The 22,101-nt window shown below is 74.8% G+C and carries 16 protein-coding genes; 12 read left to right on the forward strand and 4 right to left on the reverse strand.

Features of this window, described 5'->3' with window-relative positions:
* Positions 1–3: 3 nt before the first annotated feature.
* The 3 genes from OG702_RS32625 to OG702_RS32635 all read left to right on the forward strand — a co-directional run bounded on the left by OG702_RS32625 (position 4) and on the right by OG702_RS32635 (position 7,404).
* Complete coding sequence (locus tag OG702_RS32625; protein ID WP_327292550.1) at positions 4–1,512, forward strand: hypothetical protein; 1,509 nt, start codon at positions 4–6, stop codon at positions 1,510–1,512.
* Positions 1,513–1,583: 71 nt separating this feature from the next.
* Positions 1,584–2,432, forward strand: coding sequence for a hypothetical protein (locus OG702_RS32630; protein WP_327293456.1), 849 nt, complete (start codon positions 1,584–1,586; stop codon positions 2,430–2,432).
* Positions 2,433–2,484: 52 nt separating this feature from the next.
* Positions 2,485–7,404 carry a hypothetical protein gene (locus OG702_RS32635; RefSeq protein WP_327292551.1) on the forward strand — a complete coding sequence of 1,640 codons (4,920 nt, stop codon included), beginning with the start codon at positions 2,485–2,487 and terminating at the stop codon, positions 7,402–7,404.
* Positions 7,405–7,408: 4 nt separating this feature from the next.
* Here OG702_RS32635 and OG702_RS32640 read toward each other — a convergent pair whose 3' ends face one another.
* Positions 7,409–7,834, reverse strand: coding sequence for a hypothetical protein (locus OG702_RS32640; protein ID WP_327292552.1), 426 nt, complete (start codon positions 7,832–7,834; stop codon positions 7,409–7,411).
* Between the two features lie 164 nt (positions 7,835–7,998).
* Between OG702_RS32640 and OG702_RS32645 the strand changes: the two genes are divergently transcribed.
* The 4 genes from OG702_RS32645 (at position 7,999) to OG702_RS32660 (ending at position 12,098) form a co-directional block, all read left to right on the forward strand.
* Positions 7,999–10,566, forward strand: a complete 2,568-nt coding sequence (locus OG702_RS32645; protein ID WP_327292553.1) for a sensor histidine kinase — start codon at positions 7,999–8,001, stop codon at positions 10,564–10,566.
* On the forward strand, positions 10,563–10,985 hold the full coding sequence (locus OG702_RS32650) for a roadblock/LC7 domain-containing protein (RefSeq protein WP_327292554.1): 423 nt from the start codon (positions 10,563–10,565) through the stop codon (positions 10,983–10,985). The genes OG702_RS32645 and OG702_RS32650 overlap by 4 nt, the downstream gene beginning before the upstream one ends.
* A 35-nt stretch (positions 10,986–11,020) precedes the next feature.
* Positions 11,021–11,413 (forward strand): DUF742 domain-containing protein, encoded by a 393-nt coding sequence (locus OG702_RS32655; protein WP_327292555.1) that lies wholly within the window; start codon positions 11,021–11,023, stop codon positions 11,411–11,413.
* Positions 11,414–11,486: 73 nt separating this feature from the next.
* On the forward strand, positions 11,487–12,098 hold the full coding sequence (locus OG702_RS32660) for a GTP-binding protein (RefSeq protein WP_327292556.1): 612 nt from the start codon (positions 11,487–11,489) through the stop codon (positions 12,096–12,098).
* Between the two features lie 43 nt (positions 12,099–12,141).
* Here the strand turns inward: OG702_RS32660 and glpK are convergent, their stop codons facing one another.
* Complete coding sequence (glpK, locus tag OG702_RS32665) at positions 12,142–13,686, reverse strand: glycerol kinase GlpK (protein ID WP_327292557.1); 1,545 nt, start codon at positions 13,684–13,686, stop codon at positions 12,142–12,144.
* 266 nt (positions 13,687–13,952) lie between these two features.
* Here glpK and OG702_RS32670 point away from each other — a divergent pair, with 266 nt between their 5' ends.
* The 4 genes from OG702_RS32670 to OG702_RS32685 are packed head-to-tail and all read left to right on the forward strand — an operon-like array spanning position 13,953 to position 18,199.
* Complete coding sequence (locus OG702_RS32670) at positions 13,953–14,834, forward strand: NUDIX hydrolase (RefSeq protein WP_327292558.1); 882 nt, start codon at positions 13,953–13,955, stop codon at positions 14,832–14,834.
* A complete protein-coding gene (locus OG702_RS32675; RefSeq protein ID WP_327292559.1) occupies positions 14,831–15,886 on the forward strand; it encodes a molecular chaperone DnaJ in 1,056 nt (351 codons plus the stop codon). The genes OG702_RS32670 and OG702_RS32675 overlap by 4 nt, the downstream gene beginning before the upstream one ends.
* 58 nt (positions 15,887–15,944) lie before the next feature.
* Complete coding sequence (locus OG702_RS32680; protein WP_327292560.1) at positions 15,945–16,856, forward strand: hypothetical protein; 912 nt, start codon at positions 15,945–15,947, stop codon at positions 16,854–16,856.
* Positions 16,853–18,199, forward strand: a complete 1,347-nt coding sequence (locus OG702_RS32685; RefSeq protein ID WP_327292561.1) for an adenylosuccinate synthetase — start codon at positions 16,853–16,855, stop codon at positions 18,197–18,199. Before OG702_RS32680 ends, OG702_RS32685 begins: the two co-directional genes overlap by 4 nt.
* Here the strand turns inward: OG702_RS32685 and OG702_RS32690 are convergent.
* The gene (locus OG702_RS32690) at positions 18,124–18,942 is read right to left on the reverse strand and encodes a M15 family metallopeptidase (protein WP_327292562.1); all 819 of its coding nucleotides are present in this window, start codon (positions 18,940–18,942) and stop codon (positions 18,124–18,126) included. The two genes, OG702_RS32685 and OG702_RS32690, sit on opposite strands and share 76 nt — an antisense overlap.
* Before the next feature lie 37 nt (positions 18,943–18,979).
* Here OG702_RS32690 and OG702_RS32695 point away from each other — a divergent pair, with 37 nt between their 5' ends.
* Positions 18,980–19,591, forward strand: coding sequence for an NUDIX domain-containing protein (locus OG702_RS32695; protein ID WP_442814657.1), 612 nt, complete (start codon positions 18,980–18,982; stop codon positions 19,589–19,591).
* Here the strand turns inward: OG702_RS32695 and OG702_RS32700 are convergent.
* Positions 19,558–21,951 (reverse strand): glycoside hydrolase family 31 protein, encoded by a 2,394-nt coding sequence (locus tag OG702_RS32700; RefSeq protein WP_327292564.1) that lies wholly within the window; start codon positions 21,949–21,951, stop codon positions 19,558–19,560. The genes OG702_RS32695 and OG702_RS32700 overlap by 34 nt on opposite strands.
* Between the last annotated feature and the right edge of the window lie 150 nt (positions 21,952–22,101).

The raw sequence follows: 22,101 nt of genomic DNA on the forward strand, positions 1-22,101 counted from the left end.
GGCGTGACCAGCACCGTCCCGTATCCCCTGCCGGGTGCCGCCCGGCCGGCCCCGGGCCCCGCCGCCGACGAGGGCCTGGCCCGCCGGCTCAAGGCACTCGCCTGCACCGCGCCGTTGCACGACCTCGACGTCCGCAAGGCCAACCTCGCGGGCGAGTATTCGGTGTATGCGATGGCGGAGGTCGCGCTGGCCGCGATCGACCTGGTCACGCTCAACATGGACTTCGACACCGGCGCCGACCACGACCAGATAGTGGCCAGGGTGCTGCCCCGGGTCGCCGCCCAGGCCCCCGGCCGCAGCCACGCCGAGCACGAGCGGGTGGCCCGCTGGGTGCTGGAGAATCTGATCAACGTGGGCAGCGCCGACCGCGGATTCCGGGCCGTCTACGGCACGTTCGCCGCGGACGGCGCCTACGTGCGGCGGGACTACGACTTCAAGCTGATCGAGGAGGTGGCCGGCTCCGGCGGCAGCGTCTACCTGCGCACCACCGACGAGGCGGTCAACGTCCTGGTGGGCGCCCTCGACACCGACGTCACCAGCGCCCAGATCGCCGCCGAGGTCAAGCTGGAGGTGCTGATCAGCCGCGGCAGGCTGGCCGACGCCCAACTCGCCGCCGAGCAGGCGCGCTACCGCACGGTGCAGTACGCCGAGACGCTGCGCCGCACCCTGGAGGCCACCCGCCGCAACGTGCGGGCGGTGGACTGGCTGCGGCAGGTCCCCGACATGATCGCCGAGGCCCTCGACCACGTCGCCGACCGCTACCGCCACGAGAACGCGATCCTGACCAACATCCGCAAGGCGCGCGACGAGGCGGAGGAGCCCGAGCACAAGCGGCGGGCCGCCGAGCTCGTCGACATCGTCAAGGACTGCATCCGGCGGCACACCCAGCTGCAGTCCCGGCTGCTGGAGGCCGGGCCGCTGTTCAGGGCCGAGCAGGACCGGCAGGCCTTCGCCGCGCCGCCCGCCCGCGCCGGGCTCGACCTGTACGGCCAGCTGGTCGCCCCGCTGCTGCCGCTGCCGGTGGAGCGCGCCTCGCGGGTGACCGACGCGTTCTTCGCCCGTGGCACCGGACTGCGGACACCGGCCGCGGTGCGGGTCACCGACCTGGTCGACCTGCTGCTGACGCCGCCGGTCGAACGCGACCATCTGGGCGCGGAGATGCCCGAGCCCGACCTCGTCGCCACCCCGGACGACAGCCGCTTCTCCGACGAGCAGCTGGAGTCCGCCCTCGACCTGCTCGACCTGCCGCACGACGCGCCGCGCCGGCTGTCCGGACTGCTGGCCCAGGCCCGCCGCTCGGACCCCGACCTGCCGTATCTGGTCGCGCTGCTGGCGCTGCACGCCGCGTCGCCGCCGGTGGGCACCGCGGTGCGGCAGGGCGAGCCGCAGGTGCTCTTCGCGGTGGACGACGGCACCGAGCTCGACGACCCCGACTTCGGCGGCGCCGACCTCATCCTCGGCACCGCCCGCCTCACCGCCAGCCCCGCGGACCCGAAAGAGAGAACGACGTGAGCGACCACCGCGACGACGGGACGGACGCCAGGGACGGCGCCCACCCCCGGGACGCCCACGACCCGCGCGAGATCCCGCGGTCCGGCGCGGCCCTGACCGCGGGCGACGTCGCCGACGCCGCCCGCCTGGTCGGCTTCGGCCTGCAGCCGAAGCTGCTGCCCGCCCGGGACGTGGAGTACGCGGAGCTGGTCAGACGGCACCGCGAGGACCCCGGCTTCGCCCGGATCGCCGACGCGGTGGCCGCCGGGCTCGGCCTGGTCGTCCTGGAGGTGTCACCGCGGGCCGGTATGGCCGTCGCGGCGGGCGAGGACTCGGTCTTCGCCGTCCGGATGGGCGACTACGCCCGCCGGGCCGCCTCCGACGCGGGCGACCGCTTCCTGCACGGTCTGGCGCATCTGGCCGCCGCCGCGCTGGCCTTCCCGCGCCCCGAGGATCTGGCCGACGACGGCTACATCGGCCGCATCACGGTCAACGGGGTGGACGCCTTCGTCCGCCAGGCCTGCCGGCGGCTGGAGGAGCGCGCCGACGAGACCGGTGAGAACTCCGACCCGGCCACCGACGCCCCCGGCCTGGAGGCGGCCTGGCGGGTCTACACCAGGCGCAGCGCCACCGGCGCCACCAAGGACGCCAGGCGGCTGGCGAGTTCGACCACCGGCATCATCGGCAAGGCGGTCGCCTTCCTGGTCGACTCCGGCTTCCTGCAGCGCACCGGCGACGAGTCGGGCGGCACGTACCGCACCACCGCCCGCTACCAGCTCCAGGTCCGCGACATGGCGGGCAGCGCGGCGATGGCCGAGCTTCTCGACCTGGGCGTCGTACCGGTCACCGACGGCACCGCGAGCCTGCTGCCCGCGGCCGCCTCCGACGACGGCTCGGACCTGGTCGCGGACGCCGGACTGCCCTTCCACAGCTCTGTCTGAACGCGCCGCCGCCCGAGCCCACTTCCCCTACCCAGCCACGAGAGTCCGCCGCATGTACGAGCTTTCCCGACTCCGCCTCTACTCCATCGGGCCCGCGGGTGCGCGCTACGCCGACACGGTGCTCGACCTGCGGGGCGTCGGCGAACCTGTGCCGCTGCCCGCACCGGCGCAGGGCGACTTCTTCGCCGACGAGCCGGCCGGCCCGCCGCGCCGCCCGGCCCCCGCCGGAGTGCTCTTCCTGGAGAACGGCGGCGGGAAGTCCGTCCTGCTCAAGCTGATCTTCTCGGTGATGCTGCCGGGCCACCGCAACACCCTCGGCGGCGCCAGTTCCGGTGTGCTGCGCAAGTTCCTGCTGGCCGAGGACTGCGGTCATGTCGCGCTGGAGTGGCAGCACACCCTGACCGGCGAGCTGGTGGTGGCCGGCAAGGTCAGCGAGTGGCGCGGCCGCCAGGTCTCCGCCGACCCGCGCAAGTTCGCCGAGGCCTGGTATTCCTTCCGGCCCGGCCCGGGGATGAGCCTGGACTCGCTGCCGGTCGCCGAGTCCACGGCGGTACGCCCGCCGGTCGAGGGCGTCTCGGGGGCACGCGGCAGGCGCCGCACCATGAAGGGCTTCAGGGACGCGCTCACCGAGGCGGGCAAGGCGTATCCGCACCTGGACGTGGTGTGGGAGGAGATCCACGACCGGTGGAACGAACACCTCGGCGAGCTCGGCCTCGACCCCGAACTGTTCCGCTACCAGCGGGAGATGAACGCCGACGAGGGCGAGGCCGCGGGCCTTTTCGCGGTCAAGAAGGACTCCGACTTCACCGACCTGCTGCTGCGCGCGGTCACCGACACCCGCGACACCGACGGCCTCGCCGACCTGGTCCACGGCTTCGCGGGCAAGCTCGGCCGCCGGGCGGAACTGACGGCGGAGCGCGACTTCACCGCCGGCTCCCTGGACCTGCTTGAGCGGATCGTCGACGGCGCCGAGGCCCGCGACCGGGCCCGCGCGGTGCACGCCCAGTCAGAGCGCCGCACCCGCGCGCTGGCCCGGCGGCTGACCGCCCGCGCCCAGCAGGAACGCGCCAGGACCGGCGAGATCGCGCAGGACATGGCGCGGGCCGCGCACACCGTCACCGACGCCGAGCAGGCACGGGCCGGCAGCGCGCTGACCGCGGCCGAGATCGCCTACCGGCACGCGTCGCTCGCGCTGGCCGCGGCGGACAAGGGCGCGGCCGCGCTGCGCCGCGAGCTGGGCGACGCGCGCACCCTGCACGCGGCCTGGCAGGCCGCCGAGACCGTCCTGCGGCAACGGGCCGCGGGGGACAGGCTGCAGCGGGTCAGCGCGGCCATCCGCGAGGCGGAAAGGGACGCCGCCCCCGCGCTCGCCGCCCGCACCACGGCGGCCGCCGAGCTGGTACGCGCGCTGCACGGCGCCGCCGCCCGCGCCGAACGGCAGGCCGACGAGGAGGAGGAGCGCTCGGCGGAGCTCCAGGCGCGCTCCGAGACCGCGCACCGCGACGCGACCGCCGCCGCCACCGAGGCCCAGCGCGCCCGCAGCGAGACCGGGCACCTCGCCCAGCGGCTCGCCGAGGTCGAACAGGAGACCGCGCAGGCCGTACGCTCCGGCTGGCTCGACGACTCCGCGCCGAACGCCGACCCGGCCCGCGCGGCCCTGGCCGCCGCCGACGCCGAGGAGTCGGCCGCCACCCTGTCCCTGGCCGCCGCCGAGGCCGCCCGCACCGAGGCAGCCCGCGCCCGGGAGGCCGCGGCGGCCGAGTCCCGCGCGGAGCTCGCCGCGGCCCGCGCCACCGACGCCGCGGCCACCGCGGAGTCCGCCCTGGCCGCGGCGACCGTGGCCGCCACCTCGCTGACCACCGACTCCCGCCTGACCGCCCTGCTCAGCCTCCCCGCCCCGCGCACCGACGCCTCGTCCGCCCCGCCCGACGCCTCGTCCGCCCCGCACGGCGTCCCGGCCGCCCGCACGGCCCCCGCCGGCGACAGCGCGCCGGGGGCCGCCGCCGACGGGGAGCGGTCGGATGGCGCCCCGGCCCCCGGCGCCGCGGAGGACACCGCCCGGCACGGTCAGGCCGCACCGGCCGCCCGCAGCGGCGGCACCGGGCAGGACGGCGGGATCAGCCCCGGCATGCTCGACGAATTCGCCGAGCCGCTGCGGGAGTTGCTGGACAACGCCGTCGCGGCCGCCGAGCGGCAGCTGTTCGAGCTGCGGACCGCCGCGGCGGACGACGCCCGGATCCTCGGGGCGCTCGGCGACGGGGGACTGCTGCCCCCGGGGCCCGACGTGCTGGCCACGGTCGAGTATCTGGGCGAGCACGGCATTCCCGCGCTGCCCGGTTGGCGCTATCTCGCCCAGGCCGTGGACCCGGTGGACCACGCCGTGGTGCTCGCGGCACGCCCCGAGCTGGTCGACGGGGTCGTGGTGACCGACCCCGGCACCTACCTGCGGGCCAGGGACGTCCTGGCCCAGGCGGCCCTGCTGCCGCGCTCCACCGTCGCCGTCGGCACCGCCGCCGCGCTGCTCGCCCCGCCGCCGGCAGCAGGCACCGAGCCGGACGTCTTCCTGGTACCGCCGAATCCGGCGATGCACGACGAATTCGCCGCGGACGGCGAGCGCCAGGCGCTGCGGGCCAGGGCGACGGCACGCGAGGGGGAGATCAGGACACTCGCGGGCCGCCTCGCCCACGACCGCACCCTGGCGGCACGGCTGGCCTCCTGGCGCGCCGCCTGCCCGCAGGGCCGGCTCGCCGAGCTGGCCGCGGAGACCGCGGCCGCCCGGGAGACCGTCGAGCGCACCCGGGCGGAACTGTCCGAGGCGCGCGCCGCCCGCGCCGAGGCCGAGGCCGTCGCCGCGGAGGCCGCGCAGGACAGCGACACCCGCAGGGCCGCCGCCGAGCAGGCCCGCCGGGCCGCCGACGCGCTGGCCGGACTCGCCCACCGGTTGCGCGAGCGGGCCGGCTGGCAGCGCAGGGCCCGCGAACTGTCCGCCGACGCGGCGGAGGCGGAGGCCCGCGCCGAGGCCTGCCTGGCGCAGGCCCGCGCCGCCGACGAGGACCGCAGGGCCGCCCAGCGCGCCTCGGACGACGCCCGCCGCACCGCCCGCGTCCTGCGCGCGGAACGGTCCGAGATCGCTGGCGCCCCCGACGACGGCGCGGCGGCCGCCACCCCGGAGGCGGACACGGCCAGGTCGCTGCCCGCACTGCGGGAGGCGTACCGCGCGGCCTCCGAGGTCTACGAGAAGGTCGGCGTCGGCGCCGACCTGCGGGCCGAACAGGCCAGGGCGGAGAGCACCGAGAATGCCGCGCTGGTCGAACTGGACCGGCTCACCAACAAGGTACGCAGCCGCGCAGCCCAGCTGCTCGAAGGTCCTGACGGCTCGGACGGGCCGTCCAGGCAGGCCGCGGCCGGGCGCGCGGAAGCGCTCGTACAGACCCTGGAATCCCGCGCCTCCACCGCCAGCGAGCAGTTGGGCCGCCTCCGCGGCGAAGCCGAACGCCTCGCGCCGCACGACGGCGCACCGCACCACACCGAGCTGCCTGAGGCCCTCCAGCCGCGCGACGCCGACCACGCCCAGGAGTTGCTGCGCGCGGCCACCACCGAGGTCGCCGCCCGTACCGAGGCCCTGGAGCTGGCCACCGCCGCGCACGCCGACCTGGTCGCGGCCCACCGGGCCGCCGAGGACGCGGCCGGCGGCTTCGACGAGACCGCCGCGCTGCTGCGCGACCTGCTGCGGGACGGCGGGCCGCAGCAGCACCCCGACGAGGAGGAGCCGCAGCCGTATCCGGGCAGCCAGGAGGCGGCCAGGCAGGCCGCCGCCGAGGCCCGGCGCGGCCTGCGCGGCTGCGCCGCCGACCTGTCGGCGGCCGACGCCCACCTGCGCGAGGCCGCGGACGTCCTGGTCAGGCACGCCAACGCGGTCCGCTTCGAACAGGTCAGGACCCCGGCCAGGCAGCAGATCAGGGAGCTGCCCGGCGCGGCGCTGCCCGAGCACGCGGCCGCCTGGGCGGCGGCCTTCGCCCCCCGGCTGCGGGTGCTGACCGACGAGCTGGGCCAGCTGGAGCGCAACCGGGACATCATCGTGGACCGGCTGCGCGGCCTGGTCGAGTCGGCGCTCGCCACGCTGCGCTCGGCCCAGCGGCTGTCCCGGCTGCCCGAGGGCCTGGGCGAGTGGTCGGGCCAGGAATTCCTCCGGATCCGCTTCGACGACCCCGACCAGGCGCTGCTCACCGAGCGCCTCGGCGAGGTCATCGACGAGGCGACCAGGTCGGCGCTGCGCAAGAACTCCGACCTGCGGCGGGACGGGATGTCACTGCTGCTGCGCGGGGTCGGCGCGGCCCTCCAGCCGCGGGGTATCGCCGTGGAGATCCTGAAGCCCGACGCGGTACTGCGGGCCGAGCGCGTCCCCGTCGGCCAGATGGGCGACGTGTTCTCCGGCGGGCAGCTGCTCACCGCCGCCATCGCGCTGTACTGCACCATGGCCGCGCTGCGGAGCAACGACCGCGGCAGGGACCGGCAGCGGCACGCCGGCACGCTCTTCCTCGACAATCCGATCGGCCGGGCCAATGCCACGTATCTGCTGGAGCTCCAGCGGGCGGTGGCCGACGCGCTCGGTGTGCAGCTCATCTACACGACGGGGCTATTCGACACGACCGCCCTCGCCGAATTCCCGCTCGTGGTCAGGCTGCGCAATGACGCGGATCTGCGGGCGGGGCTGAAATACATCAGCGTCGAGGAACACCTCAGGCCCGGACTTCCGGTCCAGGACCCGCACGGCGAGCAGGTGCACGGCGAGATCACCGCCACCCGGATGTTCCGCCGCCCGCCGGAAGCCGCCCACGAAGCGGCAGCGGAAGCCGCCCCGGCACCGGCCGCAGAAACCCCACCCGCACCGCCGGCCGCACCGGAACCGGCGGCGGCACCGGCCTCAGCCGTACCGGACGGCACCACCGCCGGCCGCCCTGCCGGGCGCTGAGCGCTCACACCCCCAGGTGCCGCGGCACGTGCCGCCGTCCCGCCGCCCGGCCCGAACCGGCCGTCGCAGCCGAGCCACCCTGCGACCTGGCCCTGCGTGCCTGCCGCCGGGCCCTGCGCCGCTCCCGGCGCAGGGCCCGGGCGGCGCTGCTCGGGCTCGACACCACACCGTTGCGCTGATTCCACACCTGCCGCGTCACCCACACGTCGAGCACCGCCCAGGTGGCCACGACCGAGGTGAGCACCGTGGTCAGCAGCACCGGCGCGGACAGCCAGGAGTGCCCGGCCGCGAGCAGCACGTCGATGATCGTCTGCACCAGGGCCACCGCGGCGATCAGTCCCGCCCGCACCGCGGCGGCCCGCACCGGATCGGCCATCCGCGGTCGGCTGGCGGTCTCTTCGACCCATACGGTCCGCCGTTGGAAGTCCATGAAGAGTGGCTGCCCCGAATCCCCCAGGTGCATTCCGGGGTACGTTTCGCCGCAGACCTGCCCAACCCACAGACAGACTTTCGAGTTACCCCTGAGGCGGTAGTAGGCTCACGCCGATTAAACGAGTCAGACGCCCCCACAGCGGGGGAGACGTTGGGGAGGCCATGAGCTTTCGCGGTACGACGATCCGCCGGAAGATCGTGGCGCTGCTGCTGATCCCTCTGGTGTCACTGACGGTCATCTGGGCCTTCGCCGCCACGGTGACCGGCCGCGCGCTGCTTGACCGGCCGGACGTCCAGCGAGTGGTCGACAACGTCGGCTACCCCGGTCAGGACGCGGTCCAGAGCCTCCAGCAGGAGCGCCGGGCGGCGATGATCTACGTCGCCAACACCCGGGACTCCCAGGCCAGGATCGGCTACAACAAGCAGCAGCAGGCCACCGACGCGTCGATCGCGAAGATGCGCACCCGGGTCGCCGCCTCCGGCGTGCGCGGCTCGCTCGAGCCCGAGGCGCGCACCCGGCTCGACACCTTCCTCAGCACCGTCGAGGGCCTCACCTCGCTGCGCAAGCGGGCCGACGACGGCCGGATCAGCCGCAACGACGTCTTCGAGGCGTACAACTCGATGACGGAACCTGCCTTCCAGCTGTTCGACTCCCTCAACCCGCACAACAACCTGCAACTCGACGACCAGCACCGCGCCGTCGTCCAACTCGGCCGTGCCCGCGACGAGGTCAGCCGCGAGGACGCGCTGATGGCCGCCGCGATCAGCACCGGGCACATGAGCGGGGCCGAACTGCGGTCCTACACCTTCGCGGTGGCGGAGCAGCGCAACTACTACGACAACAGCCTGTGGCAGCTGACCGACGACGAGCGCGCGCCCTACGACGCGTACTGGAAGCAAGGCGACGGCAAGGCGCTGCGCTCCGCGGAGGACGCGGTGATCGCCGGCGGCGTCGACCGTGCGCCGATCGTCGCGGCCCAGCTGTCCTGGCCCGGGGTCGCCGCGACCGCGATGGACGATCTGGGCCGGCTCGACGCCGCCTCGGAGAGCCGGCTCAGCGACCGCAACCACCCGATCGCCACCACCGCGATCGTCGAGGCCGCCTTCGTCGGCGGCGTCGGCCTGATCGCGGTGATCGCCTCGGTGTTCGTCTCCGTACGCATCGGCCGCGGCCTGATCAGGGACCTGACCGGGCTGCGCAGGGAGGCCCAGGAGGTCTCCGGCACCCGGCTGCCACGGGTCATGCGCCGGCTGGCGGCCGGTGAGCAGATCGACGTCGAGACCGAGGTGCCGCGGCTGGAGTACGCCGACGACGAGATCGGCCACGTCGGCAAGGCGCTCAACACCCTCCAGCGGGCCGTCGTGGAGGCCACCGTCCGGCAGAACGACCTGCGCAAGGGCGTCTCGGAGGTCTTCGTCAACCTCGCCCGCCGCAGCCAGGTGCTGCTCCACCGCCAACTGACCCTGCTGGACGCCATGGAACGCCGCGCCGAGGACAGCGAGGAGCTGGCCGACCTCTTCCGGCTCGACCACATGACCACCCGCATGCGCCGGCACGCGGAGGGCCTGGTCATCCTGTCCGGCGCGGCCCCCTCCCGGCAGTGGCGCAAGCCCGTGCAGCTGATGGACGTGGTCCGTGCCGCGATCGCGGAGGTCGAGGACTACGAGCGCATCGAGGTGCGCCGGCTGCCGCGGCTGGCCGTCGCCGGCGCCGCGGTCGCCGACCTCACCCACCTGCTCGCCGAACTCATCGAGAACGCCGCGGTGTTCTCGCCGCCGCACACCACCGTCAAGCTGCACGGCGAGCCGGTCGCCAACGGATTCGTCCTGGAGATCGACGACCGCGGTCTCGGCCTGACCCCCGACGCGCTGCTCGAAGCGAACCTGCGGCTCGCCGAGACGCCCGAGTTCGAGCTGTCCGACACCGACCGGCTCGGCCTGTTCGTGGTCAGCCGGCTCGCCCAGCGGCACAACGTGCGGGTCTCGCTGCGGCAGTCGGCGTACGGCGGCACCACCGCCGTCGTCATGATCTCCGAGACGCTGCTCAGCGACACCGGCGAGGACACCGGCGGCACCCAACTGCCCGGCGCCACGCAGCCGCTGGGCCTGGACGCGGCGGGCGACACCGAGCACACGTTCCGGCAGTGGGGTCTCGAAGGCGTGGACGACATCGGCGGCGAGCGGCACAAGGAGCACGCCTCGCACGACGAGGAGTCGCTGACCGCGGCCTTCGCCCGGGGCCTCGACGCGCTGGACGACCCGGACGACCCGGTCGGCGGCGCCGAGGAGCAGGCCCCCGCCGCCCCGATGCCGCTGCCGCGCCGCCGGCCCCGTACGGCGGCCCCGCAGGTGCCGCGGGCGGTGACGGCCGTGCCGTCGCTGCCCCGCCCGCGGCAGGAGACGGCCGGCGCGGCGGAGGCGGCCGCCGCGGCGCCCGAGCCGTCCGAGGGCGGCACGGACGGCGGTGTCGTGCTGCCCAAGCGGGTCAGACAGGCCAGCCTGGCACCGCAGTTGCGGGCCGAGGCGGCGCGGTCAGGACCGGACGACGCGGAGCGCGGCGGCGGCCGGGAGCGGTCCGCCGACGAGGTACGCGATCGGATGTCCGCGATCCAGCGCGGCTGGCAGCGCGGCCGGCAAGCAGCGGAGGCCGAGCCGGACGGCGGCGCGGCTCCCGGCGACGACCCATCGACGACAGCACCGAGAACGACACCTGAGGGGAACGGTCGATGACTGCAGCATCGAGCCCGACACGAGAGCTGAGCTGGCTCCTGGACGATTTGGTCACACGGGTGGCCAGTATCCGCAAGGCTTTGGTGCTCTCCGGGGACGGCCTGGCCACCGGCGCTTCCGACGGCCTGACCCGCGAGGACTCGGAGCATCTCGCGGCGGTCGCCTCGGGCTTCCACAGCCTGGCCAAGGGCGTCGGCCGGCACTTCGACGCCGGGCGGGTCCGGCAGACCATCGTCGAACTGGACGACGCGTTCCTGTTCGTCACGGCGGCGGGGGACGGCAGCTGCCTCGCGGTGCTGGCCGACTCCGACTCCGACGTCGGGCAGGTGGCGTACGAGATGGCCCTGCTGGTCAAGCGGGTGGGGGTCCATCTGGCCGCCGAGCCGAGGCACAGCGGCGGCACAGCACTGAGCGGCTGACGGCCGGCGAGCGGACTTGGGGGTGACGGGGTGACATGACGTCTGAATCGGACCGCTGGTACGACGACGCGGCAGGGCCGGTGGTACGGCCCTACGCGATGACCCGTGGGCGTACGAGCCACGCGGCCGAGGCGAAGCTCGACCTGATCGCCCTGGTGATGGCGCGGAGCGACGAGGCCGACGCGGATGTCGACGACGACAGCACCCTGTCGCCCGAGCACCTGGACATCGTGGAGCGCTGCCGGGTGCAGTCGGTGTCGGTCGCGGAGCTCGCCGCCGACCTCGACCTGCCGGTCGGCGTCGTCCGGGTGCTCATCGGCGACCTGCTGGAGGCCGGGCACGTCATGGTCCACCAGCCGGTGCCGCCGGCCGAACTGCCCGACGAGAGCATCCTGCGCGAGGTCATCAACGGCCTGCGGGCGCTGTAGCGACCGCTAGGCTGCTGGTATCCCCCTGCGAATCCCCCCAAGTCCGCATCTCCGCACGGAAGTAGAAGACACCATGGCCATCGCCCACGCCGAGCGCCGCCGTCCGCCGTCCGCTGCGGAGCCGGTCGCGCTCAAGCTGCTGGTCGCCGGCGGCTTCGGGGTCGGCAAGACGACCCTGGTCGGCACGGTCAGCGAGATCAGGCCGCTGCGGACCGAGGAGGCACTCAGCGAGGCGGGGCGCCCGGTCGACGACCTCGCGGGCGTCGAGGGCAAGCACACCACCACCGTGGCCATGGACTTCGGCCGGATCACGCTGCGCGAGAACCTGGTGCTCTACCTGTTCGGCACCCCGGGGCAGGACCGGTTCTGGTTCCTGTGGGACGAGCTGGCGCAGGGCGCGCTGGGCGCCGTGGTGCTCGCCGACACCCGGCGGCTGGAGGACTGCTTCGCCGCGATCGACTACTTCGAGCGGCGCGCCATCCCCTTCGCTGTCGCGGTGAACTGCTTCGACGGCGCCCAGTTGCACGCCCCCGACGTGGTCACCGAGGCGCTGGACCTCGACCCGGGGGTGCCGGTGGTGCTGTGCGACGCGCGGGAGCGGGAGTCGGCCAAGCAGGTGCTGATCACGGTGGTCGAGCACGCCGCCGCGATGGCGGCCGGCCGCCGGGCGCCCGCCGCCACCTGACCGCCCCCGCCGGCGCCCGTCCGCCGCGGGTCGTCCCGCCGGCTCAGCCGCCCCGGCCGGCGGGGACCGCGGGTTCGTCGTCGTCCAGCCAGCCGAAGCTGCGCTCCACGGCCTTCTTCCAGCGCCGGTACTCGCGGACCCGCGTCTGGCCGGACATCGCCGGCTTCCAGCGGGTGTCCTCCCGCCAGTGCGCCTTGAGCGTGTCCGTCCCGTCCCACACCCCGGTGGCCAGCCCGGCGGCGTAGGCGGCGCCCAGGCTGGTGGTCTCGGCGACCACCGGGCGGATCACCGGCACGCCCAGCACGTCGGCCTGGTGCTGCATCAGCAGCCCGTTGACGGTCATGCCGCCGTCCACCCGCAGCGCGCCGATCCGCACTCCCGCGTCCTGCTGCATCGCGTCGACCACCTCGCGGGTCTGCCAGCTGGTCGCCTCCAGGACGGCCCTGGCCAGATGCGCCTTGGTGACGTACGCGGTCAGGCCGGTGACCACGCCGCGCGCGTCGGACCGCCAGTAGGGCGCGAAGAGGCCGGAGAAGGCGGGTACGACGTAGGCGCCGCCGTTGTCGGGGACGCTGGCGGCCAGCGGTTCGATCTCCTCGACGGTGCGGATCACGCCGAGCCGGTCGCGCAGCCACTCCACCAGTGCCCCGGTGATCGCGATCGAGCCCTCCAGGCAGTACACCGGCCGTTCGCCGCCCAACTGGTGGGCGACCGTGGTGAGCAGGCCGCTGGCGGAGGGGACGGGGCGCTCCCCGGTGTTCAGCAGCAGGAAGCTGCCCGGGCCGTAGGTGTTCTTGGCCTCACCGAGGTCGAAGCAGGTCTGCCCGAACAGCGCGGCCTGCTGGTCGCCGAGCGCGGCGGCCACGGGCACGCCCGCGAGCCGGCCGGTGGCCAGTCCGTAGACCTCGGCCGAGGGGCGGATCCGCGGCAGGACCGCCTCGGGGATGTCCATGGCGGCCAGGATCGCCGGGTCCCAGTCCAGGGTCTGCAGGTCCATCAGCAGGGTGCGCGAGGCGTTGCTGACGTCGGTGACGTGCACACCCCCCGCGGTGCCGCCGGTGAGGTTCCAGATCAGCCAGGAGTCGATGGTCCCGAAGGCGATCTCGCCGTGCTCGGCCCGGTGCCGCAGCCCGGGCACGTGGTCGAGCAGCCAGGCGACCTTCGGCCCGGAGAAGTAGGGGGCGAGCGGCAGCCCGGTGGTGTCGCGGAAGCGGTCCTGCCCGTAGGTGCCGCCGAGTTCCGAGCACAGCGCGGCGGTGCGGGTGTCCTGCCAGACCACGGCGTTGTGCACCGGGCGGCCGGTGGCCCGGTCCCACAGCACCGCCGTCTCACGCTGGTTGGCGATGCCCAGCGCCGTCAGCTGGTCGGGCCGCAGGCCGGCCCTGGCCAGCGCGCCCGACGCCACGGCCTGGACCTTGGCCCAGATCTCGGTGGCGTCGTGCTCGACCCAGCCGGGCCTGGGCAGGATCTGCCGGTGCTCGCGCCGGTCCGACGCGACGACCTGCCCTGCCGCGTCGAAGATCAGACAGCGGGTGGAGGTGGTGCCCTGGTCGATGGCGGCCACATACGTCGGGACGGTCTGGCTCATGTCACGCTCCCTTGCCCGGTCGGTGACGACCGTGTCGGGAATGGGCGTGCGCGGATGCCGGAGTGCGCAACTCCCTTCCCCCCGACCGGCGTCGCGCTGCCGGAAGTGTTCCCCGGCGGTGACGGAGCGTCAAGCCGTCGTGCGCCACGGAAAGTTCCTGATCCGCCGTGGACGCTCCCGCCACCCCGTGCTACGTTCTTCTCGTAGGGAGAAATACTCATCATGAGAATGACGACGCTGAGCAGCGTGGGAAGGCAGTGCCCGTCATGACCGAGCCGCACGGCACGCAGGCGGAACGGGACTTCCTGGCCGAGTACGACCCGCGCGCCTTCGACCCGATCGCCGTCACCGTGGACGTGGTGGCGCTGACGCTGCGGGCGGGCCGGCTGCAGGTGCTCGCCGTGGAGCGCGGCGGGCAGCCGTTCGCGGGCCACTGGGCGCTGCCCGGCGGTTTCGTCCGGTCCGGCCGGGAATCGCTGGACGAGGCCGCGGCCCGCGAACTGGCCGAGGAGACCGGCCTGGACGCCGCCGCCCTCGGCCGGGTGCACCTCGAACAGCTCGGCTCGTACGGCAGCCCGCACCGGGACCCGCGGATGCATGTCGTCTCGGTGGCCTACCTCGCTTTCGCGCCCGGACTGCCGGACGCGCAGGCCGGCGGAGACGCGGCCGGCGCGGGCTGGCTGCCGGTCGAGGCAATATCACCAACGGGGCAACCGGACGAGGCAGGTCCGCGTCCCTTCGAGCAGGGTCGGCGGACCGGGACCTACGGGGGTGGTGCCGTCCGCCGGCCCGGTCCTGACAGCGCGACCGGCAACCTGGCCTTCGACCACGGCGTGATCCTCGCCGACGGGCTGGAGCGGGCCAGGGCGAAGATCGAGTACACACCGCTGGCCACCGCCTTCCTCGGCGAGACCTTCACCATCACCGAGCTGCGGGAGGTCTACGAGACGGTCTGGGGCGCGCCGCTGCACGCCGGGAACTTCCACCGCAAGGTGCTGTCCGTGCCGGGCTTCGTGGAGTCCACCGGCGAGACCGACTCCCGGCCTGGCAGCCGCGGCGGTCCGCGCGCCCGCCTCTACCGGGCCGGTGACGCCCGGTTGCTGCACCCGGCGCTGCTGCGCCCCGACCGCGAAGCGGGGGTGCGATGACCGGCGCCGCCTCCGGCCCCGCCACGGCGGGCGCCGCCACCCCCCGCCCCGCCGACTTCGACGACGCCCTCGCCGCGCTGAGCGGCGGTTTCCCCGCCGACCCGCGGGAGGCCGCCAGGCTCTACCACCGCCTCGCCCTGCTGCTGCACCCCGACACGGCGCCCGCGGGCCGCGCCTCCCAGGCGGCCGCGGCCTTCGCCCGGCTCAGCGCCGCCTGGGAGGCCAGGCGGCCCCGGCAGGAGACGGTCACCGGCGGGGAGCACCGCTACGTACTCGGCCCGTTGATCGCCGAGGGCGACCTCGCCTTCGTCCGCGCCGCCCGCTACGGTCACGACGGCGACCGCCGCGACGCCGTCCTCAAGATCCCCCGCAAGCCGCGGGACAACGACCTGATGGAGCACGAGGCCGCCGTGCTGACCCGGCTGCGCACGGTCGGCGAGGCACGGCACCGCGCGTACGCCCCCACCCTGATCGAGAGCTTCCGCCTGCGGCACGGCGACGGCACCGAGCAGGTGGTGGACGCCTTCGCGCCGCTCACCGGCTTCCACACCCTCGCCGAGGTCGCCGCGGCCCACCCCGGCGGACTCGATCCGAGGGACGCCGCCTGGATGTGGCGGCGCCTGCTGACGGCGCTGGGCTGGGCGCACCGCGCCCGGCTGATCCATGGCGCGGTCTTCCCCGAGCACGTGCTGATCCACCCCGGCCTGCACGGCCTGGTGCTGATCGACTGGTGCTACGCCACCGCGACCGGCACCGACCTCCCCGTCCTGCCGCACCGGCACGTCGGCAGCTATCCGCCCGAGGCGCCGGCGCACCTGCCGGCGACCCCGGCCACCGACATCCACCTCGCGTCGCTGTGCGTCGGGGCGCTGACCGGCGACCTGGCACCGCCGCCGATCCGCGCCTTCCTGCGCGGCTGCACCCTGCCCGAGCAGCGCCGGCGCCCGCAGGACGCCTGGCAACTGCTCGCCGAACTCGACGAGTTGCTGGAACGGCTCTACGGGCCGCGCACCTTCCGGCCGTTCACGATGCCGGCCGCGCGCCCCGCGTGACCGACCGGCGCCACCCGCTGGAGCCACCGCACACCACACCACCGCAAGGGGGACGACCATGGGCAGCGGAAGCTGGTCCACCAACGTCTACGACGCCGCCGCGCGCTATCGCGCCGCCTCGGGCACCGACGCCTTCGCCTACAGCGACCAGGTCCGGCACAGCGCGCCCCGGCACACCTGGCGCGCACACCAGTCGCTCGACCCGCACGGCCTGACCGTCCGGGAGAGCCGTGACTCCGACGAGCACCCCGGCTCCCTTGCCATCGCGGTGCTCTTCGACGTCACCGGCTCCATGGGCGGCGTCCCGCGCACCCTGCAGACCAAACTGCCCGACCTGTTCGGCCTGCTGCTGCGCAAGGGCTACGTCCAGGACCCGCAGATCCTCTTCGGCGCCGTCGGCGACGCCACCTGCGACCGGGTCCCGCTCCAGCTCGGCCAGTTCGAGTCCGACAACCGGATGGACGACGACCTCGGCAACATCCTGCTGGAGGGCGGGGGCGGCGGCCAGATGACCGAGTCGTACGAACTCGCCCTCTACGCCATGGCACGGCACACCGCACTCGACTGCCACGACAAGCGAGGCCGGCGCGGCTACCTGTTCCTCATCGGCGACGAGATGCCCTACGGCAAGGTCAAGGCGCGTGAAGTGCGCGCCGTCCTCGGCGAGACGATCCGCCACGACATACCCGTGCGGGACATCCTCGCCGAGCTCAAGCGCAAATACCACGTCCACTACATCCTCCCGGCCGGCGCCTCCTACGCGGGCAACCCCGAAGTCCTCACCGTGTGGCGCCGCCTGCTGGGGCAGAACGTGATCGAGCTGGACGACCTCGACGCCGTCTGCGAGACCATCGCGCTGACCGTCGGCCTGGGCGAGGAGGCCATCGACCTGGCCACCGGCCTCGCCGACCTGGCCGACGTCGGCTCGGCGGCGGTGGACACCGTCGCGCGGGCCCTGTCGGGCCGGTGACGGCCGCCACCGCGGCGGCGGACGGCGGGACGCCACGGCACACCCTCGTGGTGGACCTCGGGTTCGGCGACGCGGGCAAGGGCGCCACCGTCGACCGGCTCTGCCAGGCCGGCGGTGTCGCCGCCGTCGTGCGCTTCAACGGCGGCGCGCAGGCCGCGCACAACGTCGTCACCGCAGACGGCCGCCACCACACCTTCGCCCAGTTCGGCGCGGGCACCCTGCGCGGGGTGCCCACCCAGCTGTCCCGTCTCACCGCCGTGGACCCGCTCGCGCTGGCTGCCGAGGCCGACCATCTGCGCGCGCTCGGCGTGCCCGACCCCTACGCGCTGGTCGGCGTCGACCGGGCCGCGCCGCTGACCACGCCCTACCACGCGGCCGCCAACCGGCTGCGCGAGCAGGCCAGGGGGGAGGGCAGGCACGGCTCGTGCGGGTTGGGGGTGGGGGAGACCGCCCGCTACGCGCTGGCACATCCGGGCGACGCGCCGACCGCCGGCGACTGCGCGGCACGCCCCCGGCTGCTGCGCCGGCTGCGGCTGCTGCGCGACCGCCTCACCGACGAACTCGGGCCGCTTTCCGCCCCGCCGGTGGAGGCCTGCGCGGAGGCGTATACGGCCTTCGCCCGGGCCGTACGGCTCACCGACGAGACCCGGCTGCGCGAACTGGCCGCCCGCGGGCGGCTGGTCTTCGAGGGCGCCCAGGGCGTCCTGCTCGACGAGTGGCACGGCTTCCACCCGTACACCACCTGGTCGACCACCACCTTCGCGCACGCCGAGACGCTGCTGGCCGAGGCGGGCGCGGCAGGCGAAGGGCTGCGGCTGGGCGTGGTGCGGACGTACACCACCCGGCACGGACCCGGGCCGCTGGTCACCGAGGACCCGGAGCTGACCGCGCTGCTGCCCGAACCGCACAACGGCCACGGCCGCTGGCAGGGCGACTTCCGCATCGGCCACTTCGACGCGGTCGCACACGGCTACGCGGCCGAGGTCTGCGGGGGAGTGGACGCGCTGGCCGTCACCCACCTGGACGCGCCCCGCCGGTGCCGGGGGCTGCGGATCTGCCGCGCCTACGGCATCGACGGCGCCATGGTCGAACGGCTGCCGGCCGGCCCGCCCGGCGACCTGGTGCGGCAGGCGGAACTGACCGGACGGCTGCTGCGTGCGGCGCCCGCGCGGTGGGACACCCCGGGCCGCGACCCGCGCCGGTGGAGCGAGGCGATCGGGTCGCTGCTCGGGGCCCCCGTGCTGCTGGAGTCCTCAGGGCCCGCCCGTCAGCGGGTCAGGGACCCGCGGTCTATCGGGAAGTCGAAGTACGTGTCAGGGAACGGCTCGGCGTTGAGGGTGTAGTGCCACCACTCCTCCGGCAGGTTGGTGAAGCCCTGCGCCTCCATCGCGTTCTTCAGCAGCATCCGGTTGGCGTGCTGCACGCCCTGGATGCGCGGGTCGAGGGTGTGGGCGAGGGTGTCGAAGCAGTCGAAACCGGTGCCCATGTCCAGCGAGTTGTCCGGGAAGCGCTGGTCCTTCGGCCCGTAGCAGGGCGTCAGCGGCTCACCGGGCCGGTAGGGGCGGGTGGGCCTGGCCGGCAGCGGGACGATCGTCAGGTCCATGGTGCTGCCGCGGCTGTGGCCGGATTTCGCGGCGATGTAACCGTCCGCGAACAGCCGGGTCTTGTCCACCTGCGGGTAGAACTCCGCCTTCATCGTGGTGTCGTCCAGGTCCTCGGCCCAGCTGACGAAGGTGTCGACGGCCCGCTGCGGCCGGTAGCAGTCGTAGACCTTCAGGGAGTAGCCGTTGCGCAGCAGCCGCACCTGGGCCCGGTGCAGGCCCTCTGCGGCGGCCCTGGTCAGGATGCACATCGGCGCCTGGTAGCCCGTGATCGGGGCGCCGGTGAAGTTGTGCGGGGTGTAGTACCGCATCTCCTGGATGATCGTCGGATCGACGTTCCGCAGCGCGACGAACTGCGGCGGAGCCTTGGGCTCCTGGTGCGCGGGCCGGTCGGTCCGCGCCTGGGCCGGGCCGCCCGCGGCGACCGCGACCAGTGTGACGAGAGGCAGAACGAGTGCTCGCAGTAAAGCAGTGAGTTTCGGCATGCCCCTGGCCTATCAGTTCCCGGGCGTGCAGCGACAGATGATCGGATACAGTCCGGGCGTGTCCGCTGCCACACCCGAGCCCCCGACGGCGCCCCCGACGGCGCCCCCCGCGCAGTCCCCGGCGCCGAACTCGCACTGCTCCGCCTGCGGGGCGCGCTACCCGGCCGGTGCCGGCTGGCCGCGCCGCTGCCCGTCCTGCGGCACCTTCGCCTACCGCAACCCGCTGCCGGTCGCCGTCGCGCTGCTGCCGGTCAGCGGGCCGCACGGCACCGGGCTGGTCGTGATCCGCCGCACCATCGAGCCCAGCCGCGGCCGGCTGGCCCTGCCCGGCGGCTTCATCGACCACGGCGAGAGCTGGGAGCACGCCGTCGTCCGCGAGCTGGCCGAGGAGACCGGCATCAGCGCCGCCGCCTCCGACGTGGTGCTCGCCGACGCCCTCACCGACGAGGCCGGCGGCTATCTGCTGCTGTTCGGGCTGCTGCCGCAGCGGGACGGCGACCAACTGCCGCCGTCCGTACCCACCGACGAGACCGAGGGCCACCAACTCCTGCACTCTCCCCAGGAGCTGGGCTTCCCGCTGCACACCTTGGCGGCCGGCCGCTGGTTCGCCGGCGGCTACGACCCGGCGCCGCGTATCCGGACGGTGTAGGCGGGCGAGGCCCCGCCGTCCCGCTCGACGACCACCGCGCCGTCCTCCCACCGCGACACGAAGCGCTCCATCCGCGGCTTGCCCCATCCCTCCGGGTCGCCGCTGACCACCACCCCGCCGCCGGTGCGTCCCTGCCGCGGCGCCCACACCTCCAGCTCCGTCCCGCCGTCCCCGCCCGCCACCGGCAGGACGGCGCCCGCCCTGGCCAGCACCGGTATCCGGCCGAGCGGAGCGTCCAGCAGCACCTGGGCGCGGCCGCGGTGCGCCTCACCGGTGGCGGTGTCGTACCACAGCCCGCGCGGCAGCCGTACCGCCCGGGTCGTCGCGCCCGGCTCCAACACCGGTGCCACCAGCAGCGAGTCACCCAGCAGGAAGGCGTCCCCGCACTCCCGCAGGGCCCGGTCACCGGGGGAGTTCCACCACAGCGGGCGTACGTACGGCGCCCCGGTGCGGTGCGCGACATGCGCGAGGGTGTCCAGGTAGGGCAGCAGCCTGGCCCGTCCGGCGAGCGCGGCCCTGGCGTGCACCAGCACCTCGGGGCCGAACTCCCACGGCTCGCGGCGCCCCGCGTCGATCGCCGAGTGCGTACGGAAGAAGGGCAGATACGCGCCCAGCTGGAACCACCGCAGATACAGCTCCGGCGACGGCGTCCCGGTGAAACCGCCCACGTCGGGGCCCGAGTACGGCACCCCGCACAGGCCGAGCCCCAGCACCAGCGCCAGCGAGGACCGCAGCCCCGCCCAGCCGGTCGCCACGTCGCCCGACCAGGTGCCGCCGTAGCGCTGCATCCCCGCCCAGCCCGACCGGGAGAAGAGGAACGGCCGCTGCTCGGGCCGCAGTTCGCACAGGCCCTCGTATCCGGCGCGGGCCATCGTCAGGGCGTAGACGTTGTGCGCCTCGCGGTGGTCCCCGCCGCGCCCGTCCAGCGCGTGCCGGGCGGAGCGCGGCAAGGTGGCGTCACCGAAGGCGGCGAAGGACACCGGCTCGTTCATGTCGTGCCACACCCCGGCGAAGCCCTGCGCCAGCCGCTCGGCGTAGAGGCCGCCCCACCACCGGCGCGCCCCGGGGTCGGTGAAGTCCGGGAAGACCGTCTCGCCCGGCCACACGACACCGCGCACCTCCTCGCCGCGCGCGTCCCGTACGAAGGCGCCCGCCGCCTGCCCTCCGTCGTAGACCGCGAGCCCCGGCTCGGCCTTCACCGCCGGGTCCACGATCGACACCAGCCGCACCCCATGGCCGGCCAGCTCCCGCGACAGGCCGGGCAGGTCGGGGAAGCGCGCCGGGTCCACGGTGAAGACCCGGTGGCCGTCGAAGTGGTCGATGTCCAGGTGCAGCACCGACAGCGGCAGCCCGCGCTCGCGGTAGCCGGCGACGACCCTGCGGACCTCCTGCTCGCTGCCGAAGCCCCACCGCGAGTGCTGCGGGCCCAGCGCCCAGCGCGGCGGCACCGCCGGGCGCCCGGTCAGCGCGGTCCAGCCGGCCAGTACGCGGGACGGCGTACCGGTGATCACCCAGTAGCGCAGCGGGCCGCCGTCCATCCGCACCTCGCAGCCGCCCGCCCGGTCGTGGCCGGAGCCCGCGCCCTCCTCGCCGTCCCGCAGCGTGACCCGGCCGTCCCAGGTGTTGTCGTGGAAGACCAGGTGGCAGCCCGCGTCGGCGACCACCAGTTGCACCGGCATGGTGATGTACAGCGGGTCGTCCCCCGGCTCGAACGAGCCGCCCGGGTCGGTGTTCCACAGCCGGTAGGTGCCTGCCGCCAGCCGCGGCCCGGCGGCCCGGCCGCCCAGACCGTAGACCCGGGCGTCGGCCGGCGTCTCCGAGCGCTGCACCCAGCGCGCACCGGCCCGCCCCTCCTCCGCGCCGACCGGGTCCCACCAGCGCGGCGGCAGCTCACGGCGCAGCAGCCTGCCGCCCGGGGTGCGGATCTCCACCGCACCGTGCCGGGAGACGCGCACCGTCACTCGCTCCGAGACCACCCGCCAGCCGTCCGGGTCGGGTTCGAGCAGTGCCCGCGGGTCCGCTTCCGGCAGGCCGCCGGCCGGCCGCTCCCGCGGCGAACCCCACTTCGCGGTTCCGGCCACCGCGTACGACGGCTCGGGCTCCGCGCCGTCCCAGCCGCAGAAGACGGCCCCGCCGATCCCGACCCTGACCCGTAGTTCGGACCGGGCGAAGCGGACCGTGCCGCCGCCCGGTATCGGCGCCGCGTCGAGCGCCGTGCCCGGCACCCGCGCCCGCTCGGCCACCGGCCCGGGTAGATCGCGCGCGTCGGCGCGCCGGCGGCGCCATGCCGACCTCGCCGTACGCCATCCCTGGGCGGAACCCGCCACCCGTACCGACCGCAGCAGGTCCCGAGCATTCATGACCCCCACCTTTCCACCGCCCGCGCCCGCCACGCCGACCGTTCAGCCGGTGTTCACCTTCGGCGACGACCGGCGGCCCACACATCGCGGCCCGCGCACCTGTGGACGGCCGCCCTGGCGCGCCGGACGATCACATGGCATCGTCCTGAC

The sequence above is a fragment of the Streptomyces sp. NBC_01198 genome, from assembly GCF_036010485.1.
Lineage (GTDB): Bacteria > Actinomycetota > Actinomycetes > Streptomycetales > Streptomycetaceae > Actinacidiphila.